Genomic DNA, 23190 nt, shown 5'->3' on the forward strand with positions numbered 1-23190 from the left:
ATATGGGCTTTCTGGTGCGGTTGATTTTTCTTCACAAAATGTATTCTGTGCTTTATGATATAGAGAGTATTATTTGCAGAGGAGAGTTGCCTTTTGCGGACAAATGTAATTCATGACTATCCATCAGAATACAAAGAATTCCTTATACATTTCCACGGTACAAGAGACTATTTTGAATGCCATGAAATTCTGGAGGAATACTGGCTTGAACAGAACCGGGAAATTCAGTGGCTCGCACTTATCCAGCTGGCAGTTGCAGTGTATCATGAACGGCAGGAAAACTACGCAGGCAGTGTAAAACTTTACAGGCGTGTGCTTGGACACCTTCAGTCGGAAAAGACAAGGTTTGAGCGCTTAAGTATTGATGTCTCCCGGCTGAATGATCAAATCGAGGAAAGGCTGTTTTTAATAAAAAATAGAATGCCTTACTATCCGATGAATCTGCCGGTAACAGATGAAAAGCTTCTTGCTGAATGCCGGGAAACAGCAGAAAATCGCAGGATCGTATGGAATACAGACGACCGCCGCGCTGGTAAAGAACTTGTTTACAGGCACCGTCTTCGTGACAGAACAGAAGTTATTCAAGCCCGCAAGACTTCACTACTTGAGAAACAGACTAAACGGCAGTACTAAAAAACCCTCTGAACAGGATGCTGTTCAGAGGTTTTTGTTCAAATTATGCTGAAGACTATTTCTCTTTTAGTATATTCTTATTTAAACAAGCGGATATCCCATAAGTGAGAGAGCACGACCCTTTTGAGACAGCCTCTCTATTTCATATTCCGGGTGTATATCTTCAGAATGCCTTAAACTTAAAAGGAGTTATTTAAATTTGCCATTTCTATAGCTGATACAGCTGCATCCCAGCCTTTATTTCCTGCTTTCGTTCCTGCCCGCTCGACTGCCTGTTCAATTGTATCAGTCGTAATTACTCCAAAAATCACCGGAACCCCGCTACCCATTCCTGCCTGGGAAACACCTTTGGCAGCTTCGCTGCATACATAGTCAAAATGCGGAGTGGCTCCGCGGATAACTGTACCAAGTGTTACGACAGCATCATATTTTCCTGTATCCGCCATTTTTTTTGCAATGAATGGAAGTTCATAAGCTCCAGGAACCCATGCTACATCCACATCATCCTCGGAAACGCCGTGACGCCTGCAGGCTGCCTGAGCTCCTTCGAGCAGTCTTGCTGTTATAAAATCATTAAACCTCGCAGTTACTACTGCTATTTTTAAACCTTGTCCCGATAAATGTCCTTCGAATACTTTTCCCATTGTGTATCATCTCCTCTAATGACGGTTTGCGTTTAATAATAGTAATTAAGTTTATTATTACAGATGGAGCATATGACCAAGCTTGTCTTTTTTCGTCTTCAAATATTTTTCATTGTCTCTTGAATGGGGCAGCTGAAGCGGCAGACGATCAACAATTTCCAGATCGTATCCTTGAAGGCCCGTTATTTTTCTCGGGTTGTTCGTCAGCAGCTTCATTTTTCTAATGCCTAAATCCCTGAGAATCTGGGCTCCTATTCCATAATCCCGGAGATCCGGTCCGAAACCGAGCTTTTCATTGGCTTCCACCGTATCCATGCCCTCTTCCTGAAGTTTATAAGCTCTCATTTTGTTTAACAGCCCGATACCTCTGCCCTCCTGACGCATATAGAGCACAACTCCGGAGCCGTTTGCCTCAATCTGGCTTAAAGCTGCGTGAAGCTGCGGTCCGCAGTCGCACCTTCTTGAGCCGAATACATCTCCCGTCAGACATTCTGAGTGCACACGAACGAGCGTAGGCTTATTCCCGCCGATTTCACCTTTTACAATGGCTACATGTTCCTTCCCATCCACTACATTGGAGTATCCAATGGCCCGGAAATCCCCATAATCAGTAGGAAGCTTGATTTCTATTTCCCGCTGCACGAGTTTGTCTTTGCGGTTACGGTATTTAATTAAGTCTTTGATAGTCACCATTTTCAAATCGTGTTCGTCAGCAATTTGACGAAGCTCCGGCACCCGTGCCATCGTACCATCTGCATTCATGATTTCACAGATAACACCTGCAGGCTTCCCACCTGCCATACGGGCAAGATCAACTGCTGCTTCTGTATGACCGGCTCTCCTCAGTACACCCCCGTCTTTTGCGATGAGTGGAAAAATATGCCCCGGGCGTTGAAAATCAGCTGGTTTAGTATCTTCATCAATCAGTGCCTGTACAGTCATCGCTCTCTCCTGAGCAGAAATACCAGTCGTCGTGTGTTTATGATCCACACTTACTGTAAATGCTGTGCCGTGAGGATCGGAATTCCGGTCCACCATAGGAACGAGGTTTAATTTGGAAGCACGTTCTTCGGTGACAGGTGTGCAGACGAGTCCCCGTCCATGGGTAATCATAAAGTTAATTACTTCCGGCGTCGTTTTTTCTGCCAGCGAAATAAAATCTCCTTCATTTTCTCTATCCTCATCATCACATACTATAACTACTTCCCCCTGTGCCAGGGCATATATTGCTTCTTCAACTGGATCAAAGTAATTCATAACACCGGCCTCCTTCTTAAACACTCTATATTAGGGTTTCACCGAAAACATATTTATATCAGCTTCTTAATGACACGGTATCTGCCGATCCATTACTTGAAACCATGGTTATTTAAAAAATCTTCTGTCACGGGAGCAGGATTGTCCGTCATGCGAAATTTATGTTTAAGCAGTTCATCAACGTATTTGGCCAGCATATCGCATTCAATATTGACAGGATCACCGGCTTCCTTTGACCCGATAACAGTTTCCTGCAGCGTGTGTGGAATAATTGACACAGTAAACGTTGACTGTGTGACTCCAAAAATTGTCAGGCTCGTACCATCAACGGCCACGCTTCCCTTCAGTGAAAGATAGGGCCTGAGTACCGGATCAATTTCTATTTCATAATACACTGCATTGTCTTCTGCTTTTTTATTAATAATTGTTCCAGTGCCGTCTACGTGACCACTGACGAAATGACCTCCAAATCTTCCCCCCGCTGCCATCGCCCGCTCCAGATTCACTTCTGAACCTGCCTGAACATCTCTGAGACTCGTAGCTCTGACAGTTTCCGGCATCATATCAACCGTAAATGCCGTATCTGTAAAAGAAGTAACTGTCAGACATACACCGTTCACAGAAATGCTGTCCCCTTGCTTTACATCAGTCAGGATAGTGGGGGCATATACTGACATAACGATAGCTTCTCCCTGCTGATCGACGGATTCAACTTTTCCTTTTTCTTCAATTATTCCTGTAAACATTAGTCATTCCTACTTTCTCTATGAAAAATGTGTTTAGTATCTTCACCGAGCCGTTCCACCGAAAGAAGCTTCAGACGCGGAACGTCCGCCAGTCTGTGGATACCGGATCCGGAAACGGACGAAGGGGCGTCTTTTCCGCCTATTAATAAAGGTGCCATATAAAGGACAACCTGCTGGAACAATTTTTCTCTCAGAAAACTGTCGTGAACGGTTCCTCCTCCCTCCACGAGAAGTGATGTCACGTCCGCCTGTCCAAGCTTTTCCATCACTTCGTCAAGCTGAATCGTAAAACCGGACATTACTGTAACAGTCACGCCGGCCTCCCGAAGCTCCCTGATTCTGGACTCTTCAGCCTGTTCTGTCGTGAAAATCCACGAAGGTGCGTCCTCATTCAAAGCTTTAGCTTCCGAGGGTATGCGGAGCCTGGAGTCAAGTATGACACGGAGAGGGTTTTTTCCTCCCTGTGGAAGTCTTGTAGTGAGCAGCGGATTGTCAGCAAGAATTGTTTCAATTCCGGCAAGGATGGCATCGTTCTCATGACGCAGAAGATGTCCATCCATCCGGGAAGCGGAACCGGTAATCCATTTGCTTTCTCCACTGGAAGCGGCAATTTTGCCATCAATACTTGCAGCCATTTTCAATGTCACATAGGGCGTCTTCGTCACTGCGAAATGAAAAAATACGGAGTTCAGGGCATCTGTTTCTTCTTTTAAAATTCCGGTATGAACTTCCACCCCGGCTTTACGAAGCTTATTTATACCCCGTCCTGATACCCTGGGGTCAGGATCATCCGAGCCGATGAATACCCGCTTAATACCTGCCTCTATAACCGCATCAGCACAGGGAGGCGTTCGACCTGTATGGGAGCACGGTTCAAGTGTCACATACATATCCGCCCCCTCTGCACTGCTGCCTGCCATATTCAACGCGTGTTTTTCTGCATGCTGTTCTCCGGCTTTCAAATGGGCGCCAAGCCCGATAACTTCTCCCTGCTTAACAATAACTGCTCCTACGAGTGGATTAGGAGAGGTCTGGCCTTTTGCAGAAGCTGCCATGTCAATAGCCAGCTTCATATAATTTTCTTTCATCCTCTCTTCTCTCCTTTTAAAATGTATTACTATAAAAAACGCCCTGAACAGATAATTATCCATTCAGGGCATACTTGCAGAATTCTGCATAAATCCGGTGAACAGCCTGTCGCTGAAAAAGGGTACACTGCTCCCTCTGCAGATGACATTCACCAGAAGTTTTTTCCTTCTCCCATCCAGACTGTTACTGTCGGCTTTGGAGTTGCACCAAATCCACCGCTGCTTCTTACAGAAGCAGACGGGTCACGGACTGAAAGACACAGTGTCTTATCACCGCCGGTTGGGAATTGCACCCGACCCCGAAGGAATATATTTATTGAATTGTAGGCACTGCTTATCATAGTGAAAAAGTTAAGGTAACTATACCACTATCTTTTTGTAAGAAGCAAGCTTCAGCAATTATGCGTCGTAAACAGTAACTTCCTGCATTACATCGTTTGGATTGATCCGGTCAAGCGTATCAAAGCCGGCAGTCATTTTACCGAATACTGTGTGGACCCCGTCCAGATGAGGCTGTGGTGCAAGCACGAGGAAAAACTGGCTGCCTCCTGTATCCTTTCCGGCATGAGCCATAGAAAGACTTCCCTTTTCATGTTTATGCGGGTTTCCTTTTGTTTCGCACTTAATAGTATATCCGGGACCTCCCGTGCCGTTACCTGTCGGGCACCCTCCCTGAGCTACAAATCCAGGGATCACACGGTGAAAAGTTAATCCGTTATAAAAGCCGTCGTTTGCCAGCTTTTCAAAGTTTTCCACTGTTCCTGGTGCTGCTTCCGGAAAAAATTCTATTTCAATAACTTCTCCGTTTTCGAATTTAATTTCGCCTTTTTTCATATGTACAACCTCCATAATTTCTATTGTCCAGCACTTTCATTTTACCAGAACTGCTGCTGTCGCGCCATTATAAAACTTTCGTCCGTAATAATCCGGCAGTGCATATTAAGAAAACTTGTTAAGAGGCGCTTCAGTCGTGAGTTTCACAAGTGTTTTCGCAGGTATTCTTTAAAAAAATTTGCAGCCACATTAAAAAGCCGAAGGTCTGCCCACCGGCTTTTACTATAATACAGCTGATTTAAACCTGCTTCTCCTTCTGTACCGCAGCAGCTTTAGAATATTTTCTTTCTCTGCGGGTCAAATCAGTAAGCGTTTCTCTTTCAATAACAATTTCATGCTGCCCATCTTCGACAAAAACAACAGCAGGACGGAGAATCCGGTTATAGTTGTTTGCCATTGAATAACCATAGGCACCTGTAGCGAATACCGCCAGAATATCACCTTGATTTACTGCCGGAAGATCCAGATCCCATATCAGCATGTCTCCGCTTTCACAGCATTTTCCTGCAATCGATACTGTTTCCTCTGTTTCTTCTGCTGCCCGGTTAGCGAGCAGGGCTGTATACTCTGCCTGATAAAGAGCCGGACGAATATTATCCGTCATACCACCGTCAACTGATACGTACGTACGGACATCCGGAATGTCCTTTCTAGCTCCAATACTGTAAAGTGTTGTACCAGCTTCCCCCACGAGAGCTCTTCCGGGTTCTATCCATATTTCAGGTACAGGCTCGTTCATTGCCTCAGCTTCCTCTTTTGCTGCAGTCACCATCCGGTCAATATAAACGTGAAGCGGAAGCGGTTTATCACTTTCTGCATAACGTATTCCAAATCCTCCACCAACATTCAGCACTTGCGGGTAGTAATTCATAGATTCCTTCCACTTACGGATCATACGATAAATCTCTTTTACAGCTTCTTCAAAACCTTCGGCCCGGAAAATTTGGGAACCAATATGGGAATGCACTCCCTGAAGCTTTAAAAATGGATGGTCGAGCAGACGCCGGATTGCTTCGTCTGCCTGGCCGCTGTTTAAATCAAAACCGAATTTGGAATCTTCCTGTCCAGTGGAAATATATTCATGTGTATGGGCCTCAACTCCAGGGGTAATCCGGATTAAAACTTCCATTTCAGTTTTTTCACTTTCGGTCAGAGCCATAAGCCACGTTAATTCAGTAAAATTATCAACAACAATACAGCCGATTTTTTCTTTTACAGCCATCTCGAGTTCTTCAGGAGTTTTATTGTTGCCATGGAAATGAATTCTTTCTGCCGGAAACCCTGCTTCCAGCGCCGTATGAAGCTCACCATCTGAAACCACGTCCAGACTGAGGTCAAGGTCTCTTGCAAGTTCCATCATGGCAATACAGCTGAAAGCTTTTGATGCGTAGGCAATCTGATAATTTACACTCTGGGCACGGAAAGCATCATGAAATTCTTCTGCCCTGTTCCTGATGTCCTTTACATCATAGACAAACAAGGGGGTTCCATAAGTTTCAGCTAGACCTTCTGCCTCCACTCCGCCAATTTCAAGTTTTCCGTTCTCATTAATCCGCTGTGTTCCATAAACGTTCATCTATTCATACACTCCAATCTTTTATCCATAGAAAAAGGGAAATGAACAGCTGAAACCTATCCATTTCCCAAACCCGGACGGGATTGAAAAAGATAGCTCTCCGCAGCACTCCACGGCAGTAACCCGCTTATTCAACGGGCCCCCAGGTCGTTCCCCGTAAGGAGAGGAGAAAACCTTCGGCAGAACGGCCTTTTCAACACGATCCCGGCTGTCCTTCAGCTCACGCATTGTACTGATCCATTCTGCACCTCTATCTTTCTATTCAATTAAATTATTTTTTCCAAGATAGCATATTCAATAGATGAGATCAAGCTAAAGCGTCCGGCTACTCTTTGATAACTTTATAAATAAGCGGAAGTTTGTCCGGCTGTTCATCCGTAATACTGTATGCTTCATTGATTTTGGCTGCTGAATCTTCAGGGTTATCTTCATTGGCATGGAGAATAACAAGCGGCTCTCCTGCTTTTACGTAGTCGCCAATCTTTTTCCGAAGAGTAATCCCCACACCGTAATCGATCTGATCGTCTTTCGTCGCTCTTCCTGCTCCAAGATACATCGCAGCAACGCCGATGGAAGCCGCATCAATAGCGTTGATGTAACCACTCTTTTCAGCCTTAATTTCAATATCGAAAGGTGCTTTCGGGAGTTTTTCCAGATTATCAATTACTTCCGTATCGCCCCCCTGTGCCTGGACAAATGTACGGAAGGCGTCAAATGCACGGCCGTTGTCGAGATTTTTTTCGAGTTCTGTGTAAGCTGTTTCGTAAGAAGAATAAACTCCTGCGAGAACCGTCATGTGGGCACCGATTTCCAGTGAAAGTTCACGAAGATCTGATATGTTTTCCCCCTGAAGTACTGCCGCTGCTTCCCTGATTTCGTTGGCATTACCCACTTCAAAGCCGAGAGGCTGATTCATATCACTGATTACAGCTACTGTCTGCTTTCCGAGATTATTGCCTATCTGAACCATTTCGCGGGCCAGAGCTTCTGAATCTTCCAGGTTTTTCATGAAGGCTCCGGAGCCGGTTTTTACGTCGAGCACGATACTGTCTGCACCGGAAGCAAGTTTTTTACTCATAATGGACCCTGCAATTAAAGGAATGGAATCAACGGTAGCCGTTACATCCCGAAGAGCATATAGTTTTTTGTCAGCAGGTGCCAGGTTGCCTGTCTGTCCGGCAACGGCGAGCTTATTTTTATTGACGTTATCAATAAACTCTTCCTTTGTAATCTCCACGTTGAATCCTTTTATAGCTTCAAGCTTGTCGATCGTTCCACCTGTATGACCAAGACCCCTCCCGCTCATTTTGGCTACGGGCACACCCGCAGAAGCGACGAGCGGACCGATGATGAAGCTGATCTTGTCCCCGACACCGCCTGTAGAATGCTTGTCCACTTTATGTCCTTTTATAGAAGATAAATCGATCGTTTCTCCTGAATCCACCATTGCCTGAGTAAGAAGCGCTGTTTCCTCCGGATCCATTCCCTGAAAATAAACCGCCATCATAAGAGCAGAGGCCTGATAGTCCGGAATGTCCCCTTTTGTATACCCTTCCACAAAAAACTGGATTTCTTTTTCTGTAAGTTGTCCGCCGTTTCTTTTCTTCTCAATTATGTCTACCATTCTCATGGTTTATTCCTCCCTGTTTAAGCCGGGGTGCAGCAATAGTTTCTGCACCCGCCGGCTTGAATACTGCAATGACTCCTTAACGTACTGGAAGATTTTCCATTAAAGACCTTCACGAACCGCAAAGATTCGGACCTCTTTCCGCTGCGTTTTACGAACAGGGAAACTTCTACATTTTCCCAACGACAGTTTTAACTAAAGAAAGGAAGTCTTTTTTAACACGCTCTGTAGTTTCAATTACTTCACTGTGATCAAGCGGCTGATCGAGAATGCCTGCTGCCATATTTGATATACAGGAAATTCCCAGAACGTCCATGCTGCTGTGACGGGCTGCTATAACTTCCGGAACAGTGGACATACCTACGGCATCCCCACCGAGTATTCGAAGCATCCGGACTTCTGCCGGTGTTTCGTAGGACGGACCTGTTGTTCCTACATAAGTTCCTTTTTGAACTTTCAGTCCCTCACTGTCTGCTGCCTCCTGGGCAAGATTCAAAAGCGATCTTGTATAGGCTTCGGACATATCAGGGAAACGGACACCCTGAGCATCGTCATTTTTACCGATTAGGGGATTTGTACCGAACTGATTAATGTGGTCATTTATCAGCATAAGGTCTCCTGCGTCAAAATTCTCGTTAATTCCGCCGGCGGCGTTGGTTACGATCAGCTTTTCAACTCCAATGGCCTTCATGACGCGAACCGGAAGAGTAACTAGTTCCATATCGTATCCTTCATAGAAATGAAATCTGCCCTGCATAGCCACTACATGCTTACCTTCCAGCGTTCCGATAACTAGCTGTCCTTTATGACCGGCTACTGTGGAAGATGGAAAACCAGGGATTTCGTTATATTTAATGACTGTAGGAGATTCGATTTCTTCTGCCAGCACCCCGAGTCCGGAGCCGAGAATTAAACCAATCTCCGGGACGTTCCCTGTCATCTTTTCTTCAATAAATGTTTTTGCTTTCTGTACTGCTGTCATAGTTGCTGCCTCCTTTATTTTAATTCGTTTAAAAAGCTGGTTCCAATCTCCGGAGATGCCACGTTGAAGTTGTCAGCCACAGTCGCACCGACATCCGCAAACGTTTTTCGGGTGCCAAGAGAACCGGGGTTTTTCAGGCTTTTACTGTAGGCAATGAGCGGAACGTATTCTCTCGTATGGTCGGTTCCATGATGCACCGGATCATTTCCGTGATCAGCCGTAATAATTAACAGGTCATCTTCTTTAAGCTCTTCAAGAACTTTCGGCAGACGGGCGTCATATTCTTCCAGCGCCCGGCCGTATCCGAGCGGATCTCTACGGTGGCCGAATTTCGCATCGAAATCCACAAGATTTAAAAAGCTCATCCCGTTAAAGTCCATTGCTATTGACTGCTCCAATTTATCCATTCCGTCCATATTGGACTCTGTACGCATGGAGCTCGTTACTCCTTCTCCATCATAAATATCGGAAATTTTACCGATGGCAATCGAATCGAAGCCTGCATCCGCCAGTTCGTTCATTACTGTTCTCCCGAATGGTTTCAACGCGTAATCATGACGGTTAGAGGTTCTTTCCCAGTTTCCAGGCTCTCCTTTGAACGGGCGTGCAATAATACGGCCTATCATGTACGGTTCATCAAGCGTAAGCTCCCGTGCGGTTTCGCAGATATTCCACAGCTCCTCAGGCGGTACGATTTCTTCATGTGCGGCAATCTGAAGCACCGAGTCGGCAGAAGTATACACAATCAGATCTCCTGTTTCCACGTGCTGACTGCCTAGTTCCTCAAGTATTTCTGTTCCGGAAGCCGGTTTGTTGCCGATGATTTTTCTTCCGGTGCGTGTTTCAAGTTCATTAATGAGCTTCTCCGGAAAGCCGTCGGGGAAAGTTCTAAACGGTTTATCGATGTGGAGACCCATAATTTCCCAGTGTCCGGTCATCGTATCTTTACCAGCTGATATTTCTTCCATTTTACCGTAGTATCCTTCAGGCCTCTCCACTTCGGAAGCTCCTTCATACTTTTTGACCTGTGTGAGGCCGAGCTTGTCCATGTTCGGCATGTGAAGCCCTTTCATTTTTTCTGCTATGTGACCAAGAGTATCTGCCCCTGTATCATTAAACTCCGCCGCATCTGGTGCTTCCCCGATTCCTACAGAGTCCATCACAATAACAAAAATACGCTTAAATTGCTGGTTTTTCATAATTATCCACTCCTAAAAAAATAATATTTAGCCGTCTATTCCCGGTGGTTGTGTCCTTTAATCATTTGATGTCTGAAGTCAGACCTCTTAATAGAGCGCATGTTTTTCATGCACGCGGGTGATGTTTGGAATACACTTCTTTCATACGTACTTTCGTAACATGAGTATAAATCTGAGTAGTGGAAATATCTGCATGTCCAAGCATTTCCTGCACGGCCCGCAGGTCCGCTCCGTTTTCCAGCAAATGGGTTGCAAACGAATGACGAAGCATATGAGGACTCAATTCTTTGTCGATATTAGCATCTGACGCAAGTTTTTTCAGTACTTTCCAGAAACCTTGACGGGAAAGCGGTCTGCCGTGATGATTTACAAAAACCGCCTCCTGCGGCTGCTTCAGCAGCCGACTTCTCGACTCCTGCAAATAAGCTTCCACCGCTTTTAATGCATGGGACCCGAGCGGAATAATACGCTCTTTGTCTCCTTTACCGGTGCACCTGACAAACCCCATATGCAGATGCAGATCACTCATTCTTAAGCTGCAGAGTTCTGTAACCCTCATGCCAGTAGCATAAAGCAGTTCCAGCATCGCTTTGTTTCTTTTGTCTAGAGGGGAGTTGGATGACGGACTTCCGAGCAGCGCCTCTACTTCTGCGGTGGATAAGACTTTTGGAAGCTGCTGCTGAAGTTTCGGCCGCTCAATGTGAAGGACAGGATCGGCAGTTGTAATTCTTTCTCTAATTAAAAATTGATGAAACGAACGAACAGAAGAAAGCATTCTTGAAACAGAGGAAGCTGCTCCTCCCCGGTCATGAAGATGATGCAGAAAAGTGAGAACGTGAGCTTTCCGCACCTCCTGCCAATTAGAGATCTTCTCTGTTTTTATTAAATAATCAGCGTACCGCTTCAAATCTCTCTCATACGCCTGGGTGGAATTAACCGCCAGCCCTTTTTCTATAACAAGAAAATTCATGTAAGCTTCTATTTGCTCCTGCAATGAAATCACCCGCTCCCACAGACTCTTTCCTATACTTTTAGAATACCATATCTTCGCACTAACGTGCATAGAGAGATGAAAAAATGTTATTTAAATAATCGTGTTTCACATATAACCTGTCCGTTGAGTCCCGCAACTTGTCCAGCAGCTCCCATGAATGATGTCTTCCCACAAAAAAACCGGTGGAAAATTGCTTCCACCGGTTTTTCATTAACTGTCATTATGTGATTCGTTGAATTATCAAGTTCTGCACCTGTAACATATTCCGTGAAAAGTAAGCCGATGGTCTTTAATTTCAAAATTCCATCTTTTTTCCACAATTTTTTCAACGTCTCCAAGAAGGTCTTCCTGAATCTCATCCACTGCTCCGCATTCCAGACAGACCAGATGATGATGGAAATGATCCGCCCCTTCCTGGCGCAGATCATACCTGGAGACCCCATCGCCGAAATTTATTTTGTCTACTACTTTAAGTTCAGTAAGCAGTTCCAGCGTCCGGTATACTGTTGCCAGTCCGATCTCCGGATATTTTTCCTTAACGAGCATATATACGTCTTCAGCACTCAAATGATCATCTTCATGTTCGAGGAGAACACGCACCGTTGCTTCCCGCTGAGGGGTAAGTTTATAGCTTTGCGAGTGCAGCTGCTTTTTAATCCGGTCAATTCTTTGCTCCATAGTCCATTTCCCCCAATCGATGCGTAGCCTTCAGGCTTTCCCTGCTAAAGCAGGGCCGTTCTTTCCTCCCTTATTATACTCAACCTTTAAAATAGCTGTCAAATGATAATGATTATCATGACAATGTAATAATTATTATAATTAACTACTTTTTCATCATTTCCCAGTATTGTACTGCGTACATTGTTTTTGCATCGTGGATTTCCCCGGTTTTGATCATATTTTTCGCTTCTTCCAGCGTTACATCTATACGCTCGACGAATTCGTCTTCATCTGTATGTACTTCTCCCGTTGAGAGATCAGCAGCTTCATATACATGAACAAGTTCATCTGCAAAGCCGGGACTCGTGTAAAAAGAAGCCACTTCCTTCATATAAGCGGCTTTGATTCCGGTCTCCTCTTCAAGTTCTCTCTGAGCACATAAACGGGGATCCTCCCCCTTTTCAAGTTTCCCTGCGGGGATTTCAGCTATAGCTTTTTCCAAGGCTTTTCGATACTGCTTTACGAGAACCATTTTTTCTGAGTCTGTGACGCAGATGACTGCAACGGCTCCGGGATGATGAACAACTTCCCTTTTCCCTTGCTCTCCGTTGGGGAGCTCGACATCCTGGACTTCCAGATCGATAATCTTACCTTTAAAAACAGGGTCAATTTTTATAGTTTTTTCAAACAATTTCCGGCTCATTCTTTCACCTCTTAAGTATATTATTTTCCATTATTTTAAATGAAAGTTCCGTGCTGTTTCCTACTGCTTCTTTAGGATAGGGTATTACTTGCGATTCTGCAATCCTTAACGTAGAGTGAAAGCACACTCAAGGACTAGAAAGGATGGAGATATAGAATGAAAAAAAATCAGCTCGGTTCTTCAAATCTTTACGTTTCTGAAATTGGATTTGGCTGTATGTCTTTATCAGATAACCAACAACAGAATGAGAAAATTCTGCACGAAGCGGTCGATTCGGGTATTAATTATTTTGATACAGCGGACTTGTATCAGTACGGTTTCAATGAAGAATCTGTTGGTCAAGCTTTAAAAAACAAACGTGAAAACGTTGTGCTTGCTACCAAAGGAGGAAATGAATGGGGGGATGGCATTGACGGCTGGCGCTGGAACCCTTCCAAAGAGTACATTAAAGAAGCCTGTAAAAATTCATTGAAAAGGCTTCAGACAGATTATATTGATTTATATCAGCTGCACGGCGGAACCGTCGACGATCCATTTGAGGAAATGACCGGGGCGCTGGAGGAACTGACAAAAGAAGGTCTGATTCGTTATTACGGTATCTCCTCCATCCGTCCCAACGTAATTAAAAAATTCACGGAAAAAAGCAGTATTGTCAGTAATATGATGCAGTACAGCATTCTTGACCGCAGGCCCGAAGAGTGGATGCCCCTCCTGGACAGAAGTCAGGTTTCCATTATTGCCCGGGGTCCTGTAGCTAAAGGCCTTCTGACGAATAATTATGTCAATAAACTGACGGAAGAAGGCTATTTGAATTACTCCAGAGAGGAACTTGAACGTTTAATAATAAATCTTCAAAAAATTGCTGACGAAGCAGGGATGCCTCTGAGCTCTCTGGCACTCCGGTACATTCTCGACCATCATACACCGGCCGCAGCAATTCAGGGAGCAAGAACACCGGATCAACTTCGTGATAATGTCCGTGCGTCAGAATATACTTTATCAGAGGATATTATTTCAGCCGTTAAACACGCATCCAAAGCTGCTGTATACGAAGCCCACCGGGAGTAATTCCGTGGTCTGTCAAGCAGCTGCAGTTTTTAAAAAATAACTTTATCATCCCAAAAACAGGGGTACAGGCCTATAAAACGTCCTGTACCCCTGTTTGGTAGTAATTAAAAAAATTGCAAGGGCCGGGTCTCCCGCTTTAAAGCCCGGCTTCGTAATTGTCCCGGATTTCCAGAAAGCTTTCTTCCAGTGCCTCATAGCTGATGTAGCCGGGGCGGTTCATCGCCATCCGACCATCCGGATCAATAATATACGTCGAAGGCATAACATACACGCTGTACTTATCTTCCATGATACCTTCTTCATCCAGGAGCGTATAAAATGGAATTTTAAACTCCTCTACAAACTGTTCAACAGCTTCAATATTTCTTTCTGTATCGGTCATATTTATACCGACCATCTCTACTCCTTCGTCTTGATAGTCTTCGTAGAACTTGACAAAATCAGGCATTTCTTCCCGGCACGGGGGACACCAGGTAGCCCACATATTTACTACTACATACTTCCCCTCCATGTCTTCCAGAGCCAGGCGGCTGTCTCCCTGGAGCTCAGGAAGCTCAAAATCAGCTGCCTTCATACCTGGTTCTGTTCCTGTCTCGTTTATACTTTCATGACTGATCGTATTCTCCGGGTCCGCTGCTTCCCGTTCGATCCCGTCCTGTTCAAGGTACGTTTCCAGCGCTTCACTTCCTTTTTCCTCTTCGCTGTACTGATCCTGGATAAAAATAAAAGCACCGATTCCTACAGCACCTGCCAGTATAATAAAAGATAGTAACTGTTTAATCATTCGATCCCCCGCCTTTCTCGCCCCTATTATACGTCATAAATACTTTCTATACATAACATTGCTGCATTATTCAAAAAATCTCCATACGTGCTGCCCCGGAAAGTTTTTCAAATTTTTTCCCGCTTCTTTTATGTATCTGTTACAATATTGATCGTATGTACTAACATAACGGCCCTGTAAAAGCCGACTGTTATTGTGGAAAGAGTTTCCCGCCTCTGCCATTCACCGAAACCGGCGGATTTTCCTTACATAACAATAATAACTTTTTACAAAGGCTGTATTAAAGAAAGGAAGTTGATTATGTCACTGTTAGAAGCAATTATTTTTGGGATTGTTCAGGGTCTTTCTGAGTTTCTCCCTATTTCCAGCACTGCTCATATAGTAATAACCCAGCTTGTCTTCGGGTATTCTTTCCCCGGACTCGCCTTCGAAATTTTCCTTCACATTGCTTCTGTATTTGCTGTCGTCTTTTATTTCTGGAAGGATGTATGGAACGTCACCGGAGGATTTTTACGATTTATTTTAAAGCGGAAAAAAGAAGACCGGCTCATGTTTTTCTTTGGGCTTTACATTATAATTGCTACGGTGATCACCGGAGGCCTCGGTTATGTATTTTCTGATGCAGTAGGAGATGGGATGAAATCCCCCGCAATTATTGCCGGTGCACTGACCTTAACGGGATTTGCACTGATATTTATTGAAAGATTCCATAAAACCGGCTCCAGAACTCCGGAAAATATGAATTCACTCGATGCTGTAATTATAGGTCTCGGTCAGACGCTTGCAGTGCTTCCCGGTATATCCCGATCCGGATCGACACTTGTCGTATCACTGCTCCGCGGCCTGGACAGGGAAACAGCTGTCAGGTATTCCTTTCTTCTTGCCATACCGGTAATACTAGGGTCCACAGTTCTCGGAATTAATGATGTATCGCCTGAAATGATGCATTATATCGGACCGGTAAACCTCATTGTATCTTTTATAGTGACATTTTTCTTTTCGGTGATAGGCATAGTATGGCTTATTGATTTTCTTAAGAAAAGCAAACTTATTTATTTTGCTGCCTACTGCTTCGCTCTTGCCGCATTTGTCTTCTTTTATATTGATCCTGCAACTATCATTGATATTTAATAATGGGAAATTTTTATTGAAGAAGATAAATCTTTCTACTACAAAAAACAGGTGCGGCTCTCTGCCGCACCTGTTTTCAGAGTGTTGATTAAGTCTTGGTTTCAGAATAATTATTCTTCTGAGCGTATAGCTTTCTCCTGCACTCCCCGGCGGAAGCTTGCCGTGGGGCTCGTCATCAGCTATTTTCCAGCCCTTCGGCCATGGAAAAGGATCTTCCGACTTCGCTTTATCCCACCGGCGTCCCCGCCGGTCGTTCCGGAGGAAAAGCCTCTCCTGAATGGAAGAAAGGACGGAATCAACACATTTTTTAGAAGAGAAACCTTCTTTTTATTTTCCTGCTGGAGCTGCAGCAGGCGACTCCGAGGCGAGATAGGACGAGCAGAAGATCCATTTCTTCCGAGCGTTGTGAGGAAGAAATTAGCTGAAGCCGGCCCGCCCGGAAAGCGTCCTGTGGAGGCGAAAACAGGGAAATGCATAGGCATGTATAAAAAACACTTTATAAACAGCCTGAAAACAGGTGCGGCTCTCTGCCGCACCTGTTTTTGTAGTACTGATTTACTTGGATGTTACTGTCATAATAACTGTTTCTCCGGCAGTTGCCGTCTGATTTTCCTGCTTATCCATTGACGCGACCGCATCTCCGTTAGTTATTATAACAGGTGTAATAGTGCTTTCTGCTTTTTCATTTACAAGGTCCGGATCAAATTCAATCAGCTTATCTCCGACTGCAACCTTATCTCCCTGTTCAACAAATGCTTTAAATCCTTCTCCCTGCATATTCACCGTTTCAATCCCAATATGGATAAGAACTTCCATCCCATTGACTGTTTTAATTCCAACAGCATGTTTAGTTGGGAAAAGCTGCATAATTTCACCATGCACAGGAGCAACAATTGTGCCGTCAGAAGGTTTGACTGCTACTCCATCTCCCATCATTTTTTCTGCGAAAGTCGGATCAGGTACTTCAGACAGAGCAACTACCTCTCCATTGGCCGGGCTGTGGAAAACGTCTTTTCCATCTGCCTCGGGCATTTCCACTTCCTGTTTCTTTTCCTTCTTATCGAGCCCAAATAATTTTTTTAACACAGTTCATACCCCTTTCCGAAATTAAATGCGATCATTATAGTGTGGCGGTACCGCAGTGAATTATATCAGACCTTCACTGACTGTCAAAGATAATTCCGCCTGGTTGTATTCTTTTTTCTCTTTCCCTGTACTTCCGTCTTTAAAACTATTCACCGGCAAGAGGCACGCGTTTCAAAATCGGCAGTACCGCTTCTGCGACACCGGAATCTTCGTTGTTCGCCGTAATAAAATCTGCCGCCTCTTTCACGCTGCTTACAGCGTTCCCCATTGCTGCAGAATATCCGGCAGCTTCAATCATAGACAGGTCATTTTCGTTGTCCCCGATAACAAGCGTTTCGTCGAGACTGATTCCATAAAAGGATGCGGCTCTTTTCAACGCTTTCCCCTTTGTAGCTTCCTTATGAGTAATCTCTATGTTCTCCAGCCCGGAAGAACTTACATCAAGAGGGAGCTTTTGAAGAGCACTTCTAACTTGAAGGCGGGCATTTTCAGAAGCAGAAAAGGCCAGCACTTTCAAAAGACGCGTGTCTGCGGCCTCAATAATAGCATTGTAGCTTGGAGCAAGCCGGACGCCTCCTTCAGCAAAACGCTGTTCCGCAAGACCGAGGGCTTCTTCTTTGGACATTTCACTATCTACTGCATGCAGTACGTCCAGCACTAGTTTCAATGCTTCCTCCCGATTTCTCGTATACGCACCAAAATTAGTGTATATTTCAAAGTAGGCCTGTTCCTTGTCAAGTATGTGGGAAATTTTTGTATACAGCTCTTCCGGAATTACTTTTTCGTCGATCAGCCCGCCCGATTCACTGTGGAATTCTGCTCCATTTGCTCCGATGACCGGCATCGAAAGCCCCGCTTCCCGGAGGGGGTGGGAGGCTTCCTTATAATCACGTCCTGTAGCTGCGATAACTTTTATCCCCTGGGCCTGGGCCTGCTTTAAAATTTCTGCGTTTCTTCCGGTTACTTTCCGTTCATTGTTTAAAAGCGTACCATCCATATCTGAAGCTATCATCTTTATCTCTTTTTTCACGAACAAATCTCCTTACTATATCTTTGTTAATTACAAAAAGCAGGTTCAATTAATGTCAAAAACCGAGTGTGTGAATGTTTATGTTTGAATACGAAAAACTTCCCTGCACCTGGATTTCCCCGGAGGTACATCCACGTTTTTTTCCTGATGCTGCATAAGAAAAGCAGATTGAGGGTAATTATTTGTATATCATGGCAGAAACACGCATCCTGTGCAAGCAGGATGAATTTATGGGAGGGTTCATATGCCTGCTGCATTTGATTTGTATTTGTATCGCTTTTTTATTGTTTGGTATGTAATTGGAGTAGTGCTGTTATCTTTCCATCTTGTACCTCCATGGCTGGAGTGGGCCAATGTTGTTTTTCTCATCACTTCAGGTCTCCTGGCAATAATGTTTTTTTACCGGAGCACTTCCAGAATGATTGGTATATTTATTGTGCTGTTTATTTTTTTTGTATCTATGTTCATGGAAAGTTTCGGAGTACATACCGGTCTGTTTTTTGGAAATTACAGTTATGAAACAGATTTTGGACCGAAGCTTGTGGGAGTACCCATAACGATCGGGTTTGCATGGATAATGGTAATCGCTACATCGCACGTTCTGGCAGCGCCTCTTTTAAACAAACTGCATGTGCTCGGACGGACTCTGTACGCACTGTACGGAGCATTAATTGCCACTTCTCTCGATCTTATTCTCGACCCTTTCGCCTACGAAGTAAAGCAGTACTGGGTCTGGCACGACGGAGGTCTGTATTACGATATCCCATTCACCAATTTTGCCGGATGGTTTGTTTTATCTTTTGTTCTTCATCTATGTTTAGCTGTACTTCTTTACCGGAAAGGAAGCTGGCAGAATAACCGCAGTTTCTTCTGGCAGAAACGCATGCTTTATTTGTATGGAATGATGGCCGGTATGTTTATTATTGTTTCTGTCGTTAATGGACTTGTTCTTGCCCCGATTCTGTCAATTATTACATTAGCAGTATTTTACACTGTTTACCGCCTGCTTAAAAGGGAGGTGCAGGTTATATGATGAGAGCGGAAAATAGCAAAAACTTTGAAAAACTGTTCAGTTTATATAACAACAACCTTTTAAAAAATAAATTTCATGGTATTTATAATTCTCCTGAATCGTCCCCTCTTCCTGAAAAAGGTTCCATTATAATTATGAATCACAGTTCGTGGTGGGATCCACTTATTTTGTTTTATTTAAACAGCAGTAAGTGGAAGACAAACGGCATTGCCATGATGGACGAAAAAGGATTAAACAGGTTTCCTTTCTTCAGTAAACTCGGTGCTTTTTCTGTAAAAGCTTCTTCTCCGGCCTCTGTCAGACAGTCTCTTAAATATGCCGCTGAAGAACTGAGGAACGGACGGCACCTTTTTCTTTTTCCGCAGGGGAAGGAGGTCCCTCTGGAACATCGTCCTCTGGCAATCTCACCGGGAACGGGATATTTGAAATTCCTCGTACCGGAAGCACCCGTAGTCCCTGTAGCTTTTTATCATGGCCTTTTTCACCATCAGATGCCTGAATGGTACATCCAAACGGGGGCTCCTGTACTCGGAGCTCCTTCATGGGGAAGAAAACGCTGGACACAGGCTGCTGAAGAAGCTTTAGAAAAAGAAATGAACTCTCTCCGGAATAAGGTTTTATCAAATCAGCCTTTTATTCCACTTATGCATGGGAGAGAAGGTACAGCAGACAAATTTGAAAAATGGAAAAAGAAATTGGGGGCGTACAATTGATTTATTATATTTTACTGCACCTCATACTGCTCAGCTGGACAATTTTTAACAGCTTATCCATGCCGCGGCTCGGCAGACATTCTGAAATAACCCCCTCTGTAGCTGTGCTGGTACCTATGCGTAACGAAGAAAAAAATGTAGAGGAGCTTCTCCATTCCCTTCAGAAACTTACTTATAAAAATCTGCGCTTTGTTATCCTGGATGATGGATCTTCGGACACCACCTGGGAGAAATTAACCGCAGCATCACAAAAAGATTCCCGTCTCAGTATACACAAAGGAAGTCCCCTTCCGGAAAATTGGGTAGGCAAAGTATACGCCTGCCACCAGCTGTCCATGCTGGCAGAAGAAGAATTTCTCCTTTTTCTCGATGCCGATGTCCGTGTTTCCCCGGATCTGGTTCAGGAAACGTTGTATAATTTCAAAAAAAACACCGGCCTGGTAACCGGCTTTCCACACATACCACTAAAAAGCATACTGGGCCACCTTTTAATACCAATGCAGCATTTTCTTGTTTTTTTTCATCTTCCTGTTCTCCTTTCGAATCTGACCACCTGGTCTCAAGCTTCAGCGGCCCATGGAGCGTTTATGATGTTCAGAGCTTCTGCCTACCGGAGTATCGGAGGCCATTTTTCAGTAAAAAATTCTCTTGTGGAGGATATTCACATCGCACGCGTCCTGAAAACCTCCGGTTGGAGAGTTCGTCTCGTAAACGTGACAGGAAGTGTATCCTGCCATATGTACAATACTTCCAAAGAAGTCTGGAAGGGGTTTTCAAAAAATTTTTTCCCGGGTCTTGGAAGAAGCCTTCCGGCAGCAATTCTGTTTATCTTTTTTTATACGTTAGTGTTCCTTGTTCCTGTTCCTGCAGCTGTGACAGGGGTGGTAACAGGAAATTATCTACTTCTGCTCCCTCTTGTATTGACATTCTTTCTTAAGTTGACGATTGATCTGATAACGAAACAGAAATTCTGGCTCGCCTTTTTCTTTCCGCTCTCGGTAATGGCAGCATTTATTATATTAATTTACTCGATCTCCCTCAGCATTACGAAACAGGGATTTACGTGGAAAGGAAGAACGTATCAATGACTAAAACAGCAGTCGTAATCGGCGCGGGTCTTGGAGGCCTGTCTGCAGCAATAAGCCTTCAGCACCGCGGTTTTCAAGTGACCATCATCGAAAAAAATTCCCATTCCGGCGGGAAACTGCATGACGTACAACTCGGCTCCGCTGGTTTTGACTTTGGACCGAACACTATTACTATGCCACATGTCTTTAATAACGTGCTGAAGCAGACCGGTAGAAAACCGGAAGATTATTTCGAGTTTGTCCCGCTCCCCCGTCATACGACCAATTCATTTGAAGACGGGAGTTCCTTTACCTTTTCTTCTGTAAAAGAAGACATGAAAGAGGAACTGCACGCGCTGGATCCTGCTTCTGCCGATAAGTATGAAGCCTACCGGAAAGAGGTGGAAAAACTTTTCAGGCTGGCAGACAGACACTTTTTAAAAAGAACTTTCCGAAGCTGGAAAGATTTTATTTCACTCCCTCTAGCTAAAGGGCTTCTCTCTTCACGCCCCCTGGAAACGATGGACAGTTTTCACAGAAGATTTTTTAAAGACGAAAGAATCATTTCTGCATTTAACCGTTATGCAACTTATATTGGTTCCTCCCCCTTCAATTCCCCGGCGACATTTGGTTTAATCGGGCACCTGGAACTAAACGACGGCGTTTACTACACAAAAGGTGGTAATTACAGGATCGCAGAGGGTTTAAAAAAAGCAGCGGAAGAATCAGGAGTGAAATTTATATACGGAGAAGAAGTTGTTTCTTTGACTGTTCAGAACGGCACTATTTCAGAAGCTGTTACGAACAGGGAAAAAACTGTGCCAGGCGATGTTTTTTTATTAAACGGCGACCTTCTGAGCCAGTATCCCCGTCTTGTCGCCTCAGAGCACCGGCCATCTTTTACTGATAAAAAAGCTGTTTCCGCCGATCCGTCCGTCTCGGCCTACGTGCTGATGGCTGCTTCAAACAAGCGTCACGCACTTAACCATCATCAAGTTTTTTTCAGCCGGGACCCTAAAAAAGAATTTGAAGATATTTTTAATAAAGGAGAATACAGCAGTGACCCCACTGTATATATATGTACTTCTTCCAAAACAGAGCCTTCCCGATCTCCGGACGGCGACAATTTATTTATACTTGTAAATGCTCCCCCTCTCTCCACTGAAGCCGGAGCTCATCCGTTTTCCAAAGAAACTGTATTCGAAAAACTCCGCAGGTTTGGACTGGATCTTTCTACTTCCATTACAGACTCCATGGAAGTTTCTCCAGCAGTTATTGAAAAAAGGTTCAATGCATACCGTGGAGCACTGTACGGCCTGTCTTCAAATAAAAAGAAAAACACTTTCCTTCGCCCTTTTAATAAAGCATCCGACCTTAATAATCTCTATTTCGCCGGTGGAAGCACTCACCCGGGAGGAGGATCTCCTATGGTCACTTTAAGTGGTCAGAATGTGGCCGAACTGATTGTAAAACATCATTTGAATTAAAATCTACTGCGCAGATAATACGAATGTTGGTTTTTTGATTGACTACCTTGAAAATAAAAAATGAACGTCTGCTTTCGTTTCCATGGAGAGGCTTTCCAAGCGGGCCGGCCTCAGCTCATTCTGTCCTTCTTTTGTCGGTCAGAGTCGGGCACGGCCCTGCCCGCTCCGGAGTTCCTCCCTATCCACTACAGCTTATGGTAAAAAAAACCAGCCATACACAGGCTTCGTTCCACCTGTTTGGATAGAAGGTAATCTTACTGGAAAAGGACCTTTTCATTCCTCACGCTGCAATGAATTTGCATGAATGTCTCTGTTAAAGCTCTGAGTTCTTACGTGAAGAAAGGGAAATTGGCTTTCCTGCTCTTGATTACGATAGGAAAATTTATTTAAAAAGCTGGTAAAGCGAGCTCAAACGATTGTGATTTTTAGGGGAGTAGCTTTTTTGTGAGATATAACTTATTTTCACCAAACGTGCGTAAGAGCCAAACTCCTCGTTGTTTTTGAAAGCCGCCTGCGGCTCTTTACACCTGGAGCGGAGAAAGCATGCTTCTGTCCTTCCGTCCGGGAGGAGCTGCGTGATTCCGCAGGTGTCTCTGCCCCGGCATCGGTTTTACGAATAAAGAGCAGCGTTCATGAAAAGCAGTACTTTTCTTTTTCAATGAAGCAAAAACGAAGCGAAAACCGGCCGCTGTAAGAAGGAGATTGGGGGATAGGACGCAGACCGTCACTTCAAAAATATAAATAAGCCACAAAAAAAAGACCCGCTCCCGAAGCTGAGTCTTTTTTGTACTATTATTTTACATGAAATAGTTTCAACGGCTGAAGCGGCTGGAAATAAACCCGGCCGC

23 protein-coding genes and 2 riboswitches are annotated in these 23190 nt (G+C 44.3%); of the genes, 7 read left to right on the forward strand and 16 right to left on the reverse strand.

Going from position 1 to position 23190, the window contains the following annotated elements; genetic code table 11:
- Positions 1–93: 93 nt before the first annotated feature.
- On the forward strand, positions 94–633 hold the full coding sequence (locus C6Y45_RS00435; RefSeq protein ID WP_107582852.1) for a DUF309 domain-containing protein: 540 nt from the start codon (positions 94–96) through the stop codon (positions 631–633).
- Between the two features lie 179 nt (positions 634–812).
- Here the strand turns inward: C6Y45_RS00435 and ribH are convergent, their stop codons facing one another.
- From ribH to C6Y45_RS00495, 12 genes are all read right to left on the reverse strand, one after another.
- Positions 813–1277 carry a 6,7-dimethyl-8-ribityllumazine synthase gene (gene ribH / locus C6Y45_RS00440; RefSeq protein WP_107582854.1) on the reverse strand — a complete coding sequence of 155 codons (465 nt, stop codon included), beginning with the start codon at positions 1275–1277 and terminating at the stop codon, positions 813–815.
- A 57-nt stretch (positions 1278–1334) separates the two neighbouring features.
- The gene (locus C6Y45_RS00445) at positions 1335–2534 is read right to left on the reverse strand and encodes a bifunctional 3,4-dihydroxy-2-butanone-4-phosphate synthase/GTP cyclohydrolase II (protein ID WP_107582856.1); all 1200 of its coding nucleotides are present in this window, start codon (positions 2532–2534) and stop codon (positions 1335–1337) included.
- Positions 2535–2626: 92 nt separating this feature from the next.
- Positions 2627–3280 (reverse strand): riboflavin synthase, encoded by a 654-nt coding sequence (gene ribE / locus C6Y45_RS00450; RefSeq protein ID WP_107582857.1) that lies wholly within the window; start codon positions 3278–3280, stop codon positions 2627–2629.
- On the reverse strand, positions 3280–4368 hold the full coding sequence (ribD, locus tag C6Y45_RS00455) for a bifunctional diaminohydroxyphosphoribosylaminopyrimidine deaminase/5-amino-6-(5-phosphoribosylamino)uracil reductase RibD (RefSeq protein ID WP_107582858.1): 1089 nt from the start codon (positions 4366–4368) through the stop codon (positions 3280–3282). The genes ribE and ribD overlap by 1 nt, the downstream gene beginning before the upstream one ends.
- Before the next feature lie 160 nt (positions 4369–4528).
- Positions 4529–4679: riboswitch (FMN riboswitch) on the reverse strand.
- An 88-nt stretch (positions 4680–4767) separates the two neighbouring features.
- Positions 4768–5202, reverse strand: coding sequence for a peptidylprolyl isomerase (locus tag C6Y45_RS00460; protein ID WP_107582860.1), 435 nt, complete (start codon positions 5200–5202; stop codon positions 4768–4770).
- 238 nt (positions 5203–5440) lie between these two features.
- On the reverse strand, positions 5441–6778 hold the full coding sequence (gene lysA, locus C6Y45_RS00465; protein ID WP_107582862.1) for a diaminopimelate decarboxylase: 1338 nt from the start codon (positions 6776–6778) through the stop codon (positions 5441–5443).
- A gap of 85 nt (positions 6779–6863) precedes the next feature.
- A riboswitch (Lysine riboswitch) is annotated at positions 6864–7039 on the reverse strand.
- A gap of 64 nt (positions 7040–7103) precedes the next feature.
- The gene (locus C6Y45_RS00470; protein ID WP_107582864.1) at positions 7104–8408 is read right to left on the reverse strand and encodes a pyrimidine-nucleoside phosphorylase; all 1305 of its coding nucleotides are present in this window, start codon (positions 8406–8408) and stop codon (positions 7104–7106) included.
- A 166-nt stretch (positions 8409–8574) separates the two neighbouring features.
- Positions 8575–9387, reverse strand: coding sequence for a purine-nucleoside phosphorylase (locus C6Y45_RS00475; RefSeq protein ID WP_107582866.1), 813 nt, complete (start codon positions 9385–9387; stop codon positions 8575–8577).
- Between the two features lie 14 nt (positions 9388–9401).
- The gene (gene deoB / locus C6Y45_RS00480; RefSeq protein ID WP_107582868.1) at positions 9402–10586 is read right to left on the reverse strand and encodes a phosphopentomutase; all 1185 of its coding nucleotides are present in this window, start codon (positions 10584–10586) and stop codon (positions 9402–9404) included.
- 106 nt (positions 10587–10692) lie between these two features.
- Complete coding sequence (xerD, locus tag C6Y45_RS00485) at positions 10693–11580, reverse strand: site-specific tyrosine recombinase XerD (RefSeq protein ID WP_107582870.1); 888 nt, start codon at positions 11578–11580, stop codon at positions 10693–10695.
- A 240-nt stretch (positions 11581–11820) separates the two neighbouring features.
- Entirely contained in the window at positions 11821–12258 is a 438-nt protein-coding gene (fur, locus tag C6Y45_RS00490) for a ferric iron uptake transcriptional regulator (protein ID WP_107582872.1), read from the reverse strand.
- A 145-nt stretch (positions 12259–12403) separates the two neighbouring features.
- Positions 12404–12943, reverse strand: coding sequence for an NUDIX hydrolase (locus C6Y45_RS00495; RefSeq protein WP_107582874.1), 540 nt, complete (start codon positions 12941–12943; stop codon positions 12404–12406).
- Between the two features lie 156 nt (positions 12944–13099).
- On the opposite strand from C6Y45_RS00495, the gene C6Y45_RS00500 reads away from it, so the two are divergent.
- A complete protein-coding gene (locus C6Y45_RS00500; protein ID WP_107582876.1) occupies positions 13100–14011 on the forward strand; it encodes an aldo/keto reductase in 912 nt (303 codons plus the stop codon).
- Between the two features lie 136 nt (positions 14012–14147).
- On the opposite strand, the gene C6Y45_RS00505 is transcribed toward C6Y45_RS00500, so the two are convergent.
- On the reverse strand, positions 14148–14795 hold the full coding sequence (locus C6Y45_RS00505; protein WP_107582878.1) for a TlpA disulfide reductase family protein: 648 nt from the start codon (positions 14793–14795) through the stop codon (positions 14148–14150).
- Positions 14796–15095: 300 nt separating this feature from the next.
- On the opposite strand from C6Y45_RS00505, the gene C6Y45_RS00510 reads away from it, so the two are divergent.
- Positions 15096–15926 carry an undecaprenyl-diphosphate phosphatase gene (locus C6Y45_RS00510; protein WP_107582880.1) on the forward strand — a complete coding sequence of 277 codons (831 nt, stop codon included), beginning with the start codon at positions 15096–15098 and terminating at the stop codon, positions 15924–15926.
- A gap of 179 nt (positions 15927–16105) precedes the next feature.
- Here C6Y45_RS00510 and C6Y45_RS17225 read toward each other — a convergent pair whose 3' ends face one another.
- From C6Y45_RS17225 to C6Y45_RS00520, 3 genes are all read right to left on the reverse strand, one after another.
- Positions 16106–16408 carry a hypothetical protein gene (locus C6Y45_RS17225; RefSeq protein WP_160058021.1) on the reverse strand — a complete coding sequence of 101 codons (303 nt, stop codon included), beginning with the start codon at positions 16406–16408 and terminating at the stop codon, positions 16106–16108.
- A 73-nt stretch (positions 16409–16481) separates the two neighbouring features.
- Complete coding sequence (locus tag C6Y45_RS00515) at positions 16482–17012, reverse strand: PTS sugar transporter subunit IIA (RefSeq protein WP_107582882.1); 531 nt, start codon at positions 17010–17012, stop codon at positions 16482–16484.
- Positions 17013–17157: 145 nt separating this feature from the next.
- Positions 17158–18042: a Cof-type HAD-IIB family hydrolase gene (locus C6Y45_RS00520; RefSeq protein ID WP_107582884.1), complete on the reverse strand. Its 885-nt coding sequence runs from the start codon at positions 18040–18042 to the stop codon at positions 17158–17160.
- A 244-nt stretch (positions 18043–18286) separates the two neighbouring features.
- Here C6Y45_RS00520 and C6Y45_RS00525 point away from each other — a divergent pair, with 244 nt between their 5' ends.
- Genes C6Y45_RS00525 through C6Y45_RS00540 form a run of 4 tightly spaced genes read left to right on the forward strand, consistent with a single transcriptional unit; the run spans position 18287 to position 22342 of the window.
- Positions 18287–19075: a carotenoid biosynthesis protein gene (locus C6Y45_RS00525; protein ID WP_107582887.1), complete on the forward strand. Its 789-nt coding sequence runs from the start codon at positions 18287–18289 to the stop codon at positions 19073–19075.
- Positions 19072–19788 (forward strand): lysophospholipid acyltransferase family protein, encoded by a 717-nt coding sequence (locus C6Y45_RS00530; RefSeq protein ID WP_107582889.1) that lies wholly within the window; start codon positions 19072–19074, stop codon positions 19786–19788. The genes C6Y45_RS00525 and C6Y45_RS00530 overlap by 4 nt, the downstream gene beginning before the upstream one ends.
- Positions 19758–20876, forward strand: a complete 1119-nt coding sequence (locus tag C6Y45_RS00535; RefSeq protein ID WP_107582891.1) for a glycosyltransferase family 2 protein — start codon at positions 19758–19760, stop codon at positions 20874–20876. The genes C6Y45_RS00530 and C6Y45_RS00535 overlap by 31 nt, the downstream gene beginning before the upstream one ends.
- The gene (locus tag C6Y45_RS00540) at positions 20873–22342 is read left to right on the forward strand and encodes a phytoene desaturase family protein (RefSeq protein ID WP_107582893.1); all 1470 of its coding nucleotides are present in this window, start codon (positions 20873–20875) and stop codon (positions 22340–22342) included. Before C6Y45_RS00535 ends, C6Y45_RS00540 begins: the two co-directional genes overlap by 4 nt.
- Positions 22343–23190: the final 848 nt, after the last annotated feature.

Origin of the sequence: Alkalicoccus saliphilus (genome assembly GCF_003044065.1) — a bacterium.
Lineage (GTDB): Bacteria > Bacillota > Bacilli > Bacillales > Salisediminibacteriaceae > Alkalicoccus > Alkalicoccus saliphilus.

Bases quoted from the DNA above. Each gene is read 5' to 3' on its own strand.
- ribD (WP_107582858.1), bottom strand. From the start codon at position 4,368: ATGAAAGAAAATTATATGAAGCTGGCTATTGACATGGCAGCTTCTGCA.
- C6Y45_RS00525 (WP_107582887.1), top strand. From the start codon at position 18,287: ATGCCTGCTGCATTTGATTTGTATTTGTATCGCTTTTTTATTGTTTGG.
- C6Y45_RS00495 (WP_107582874.1), bottom strand. From the start codon at position 12,943: ATGAGCCGGAAATTGTTTGAAAAAACTATAAAAATTGACCCTGTTTTT.
- C6Y45_RS00460 (WP_107582860.1), bottom strand. From the start codon at position 5,202: ATGAAAAAAGGCGAAATTAAATTCGAAAACGGAGAAGTTATTGAAATA.
- ribE (WP_107582857.1), bottom strand. From the start codon at position 3,280: ATGTTTACAGGAATAATTGAAGAAAAAGGAAAAGTTGAATCCGTCGAT.
- fur (WP_107582872.1), bottom strand. From the start codon at position 12,258: ATGGAGCAAAGAATTGACCGGATTAAAAAGCAGCTGCACTCGCAAAGC.
- C6Y45_RS17225 (WP_160058021.1), bottom strand. From the start codon at position 16,408: ATGCCTATGCATTTCCCTGTTTTCGCCTCCACAGGACGCTTTCCGGGC.
- deoB (WP_107582868.1), bottom strand. From the start codon at position 10,586: ATGAAAAACCAGCAATTTAAGCGTATTTTTGTTATTGTGATGGACTCT.
- C6Y45_RS00470 (WP_107582864.1), bottom strand. From the start codon at position 8,408: ATGAGAATGGTAGACATAATTGAGAAGAAAAGAAACGGCGGACAACTT.
- ribH (WP_107582854.1), bottom strand. From the start codon at position 1,277: ATGGGAAAAGTATTCGAAGGACATTTATCGGGACAAGGTTTAAAAATA.
- C6Y45_RS00445 (WP_107582856.1), bottom strand. From the start codon at position 2,534: ATGAATTACTTTGATCCAGTTGAAGAAGCAATATATGCCCTGGCACAG.
- C6Y45_RS00500 (WP_107582876.1), top strand. From the start codon at position 13,100: ATGAAAAAAAATCAGCTCGGTTCTTCAAATCTTTACGTTTCTGAAATT.
- lysA (WP_107582862.1), bottom strand. From the start codon at position 6,778: ATGAACGTTTATGGAACACAGCGGATTAATGAGAACGGAAAACTTGAA.
- C6Y45_RS00535 (WP_107582891.1), top strand. From the start codon at position 19,758: ATGGAAAAAGAAATTGGGGGCGTACAATTGATTTATTATATTTTACTG.
- C6Y45_RS00540 (WP_107582893.1), top strand. From the start codon at position 20,873: ATGACTAAAACAGCAGTCGTAATCGGCGCGGGTCTTGGAGGCCTGTCT.
- C6Y45_RS00475 (WP_107582866.1), bottom strand. From the start codon at position 9,387: ATGACAGCAGTACAGAAAGCAAAAACATTTATTGAAGAAAAGATGACA.
- C6Y45_RS00505 (WP_107582878.1), bottom strand. From the start codon at position 14,795: ATGATTAAACAGTTACTATCTTTTATTATACTGGCAGGTGCTGTAGGA.
- C6Y45_RS00510 (WP_107582880.1), top strand. From the start codon at position 15,096: ATGTCACTGTTAGAAGCAATTATTTTTGGGATTGTTCAGGGTCTTTCT.
- C6Y45_RS00530 (WP_107582889.1), top strand. From the start codon at position 19,072: ATGATGAGAGCGGAAAATAGCAAAAACTTTGAAAAACTGTTCAGTTTA.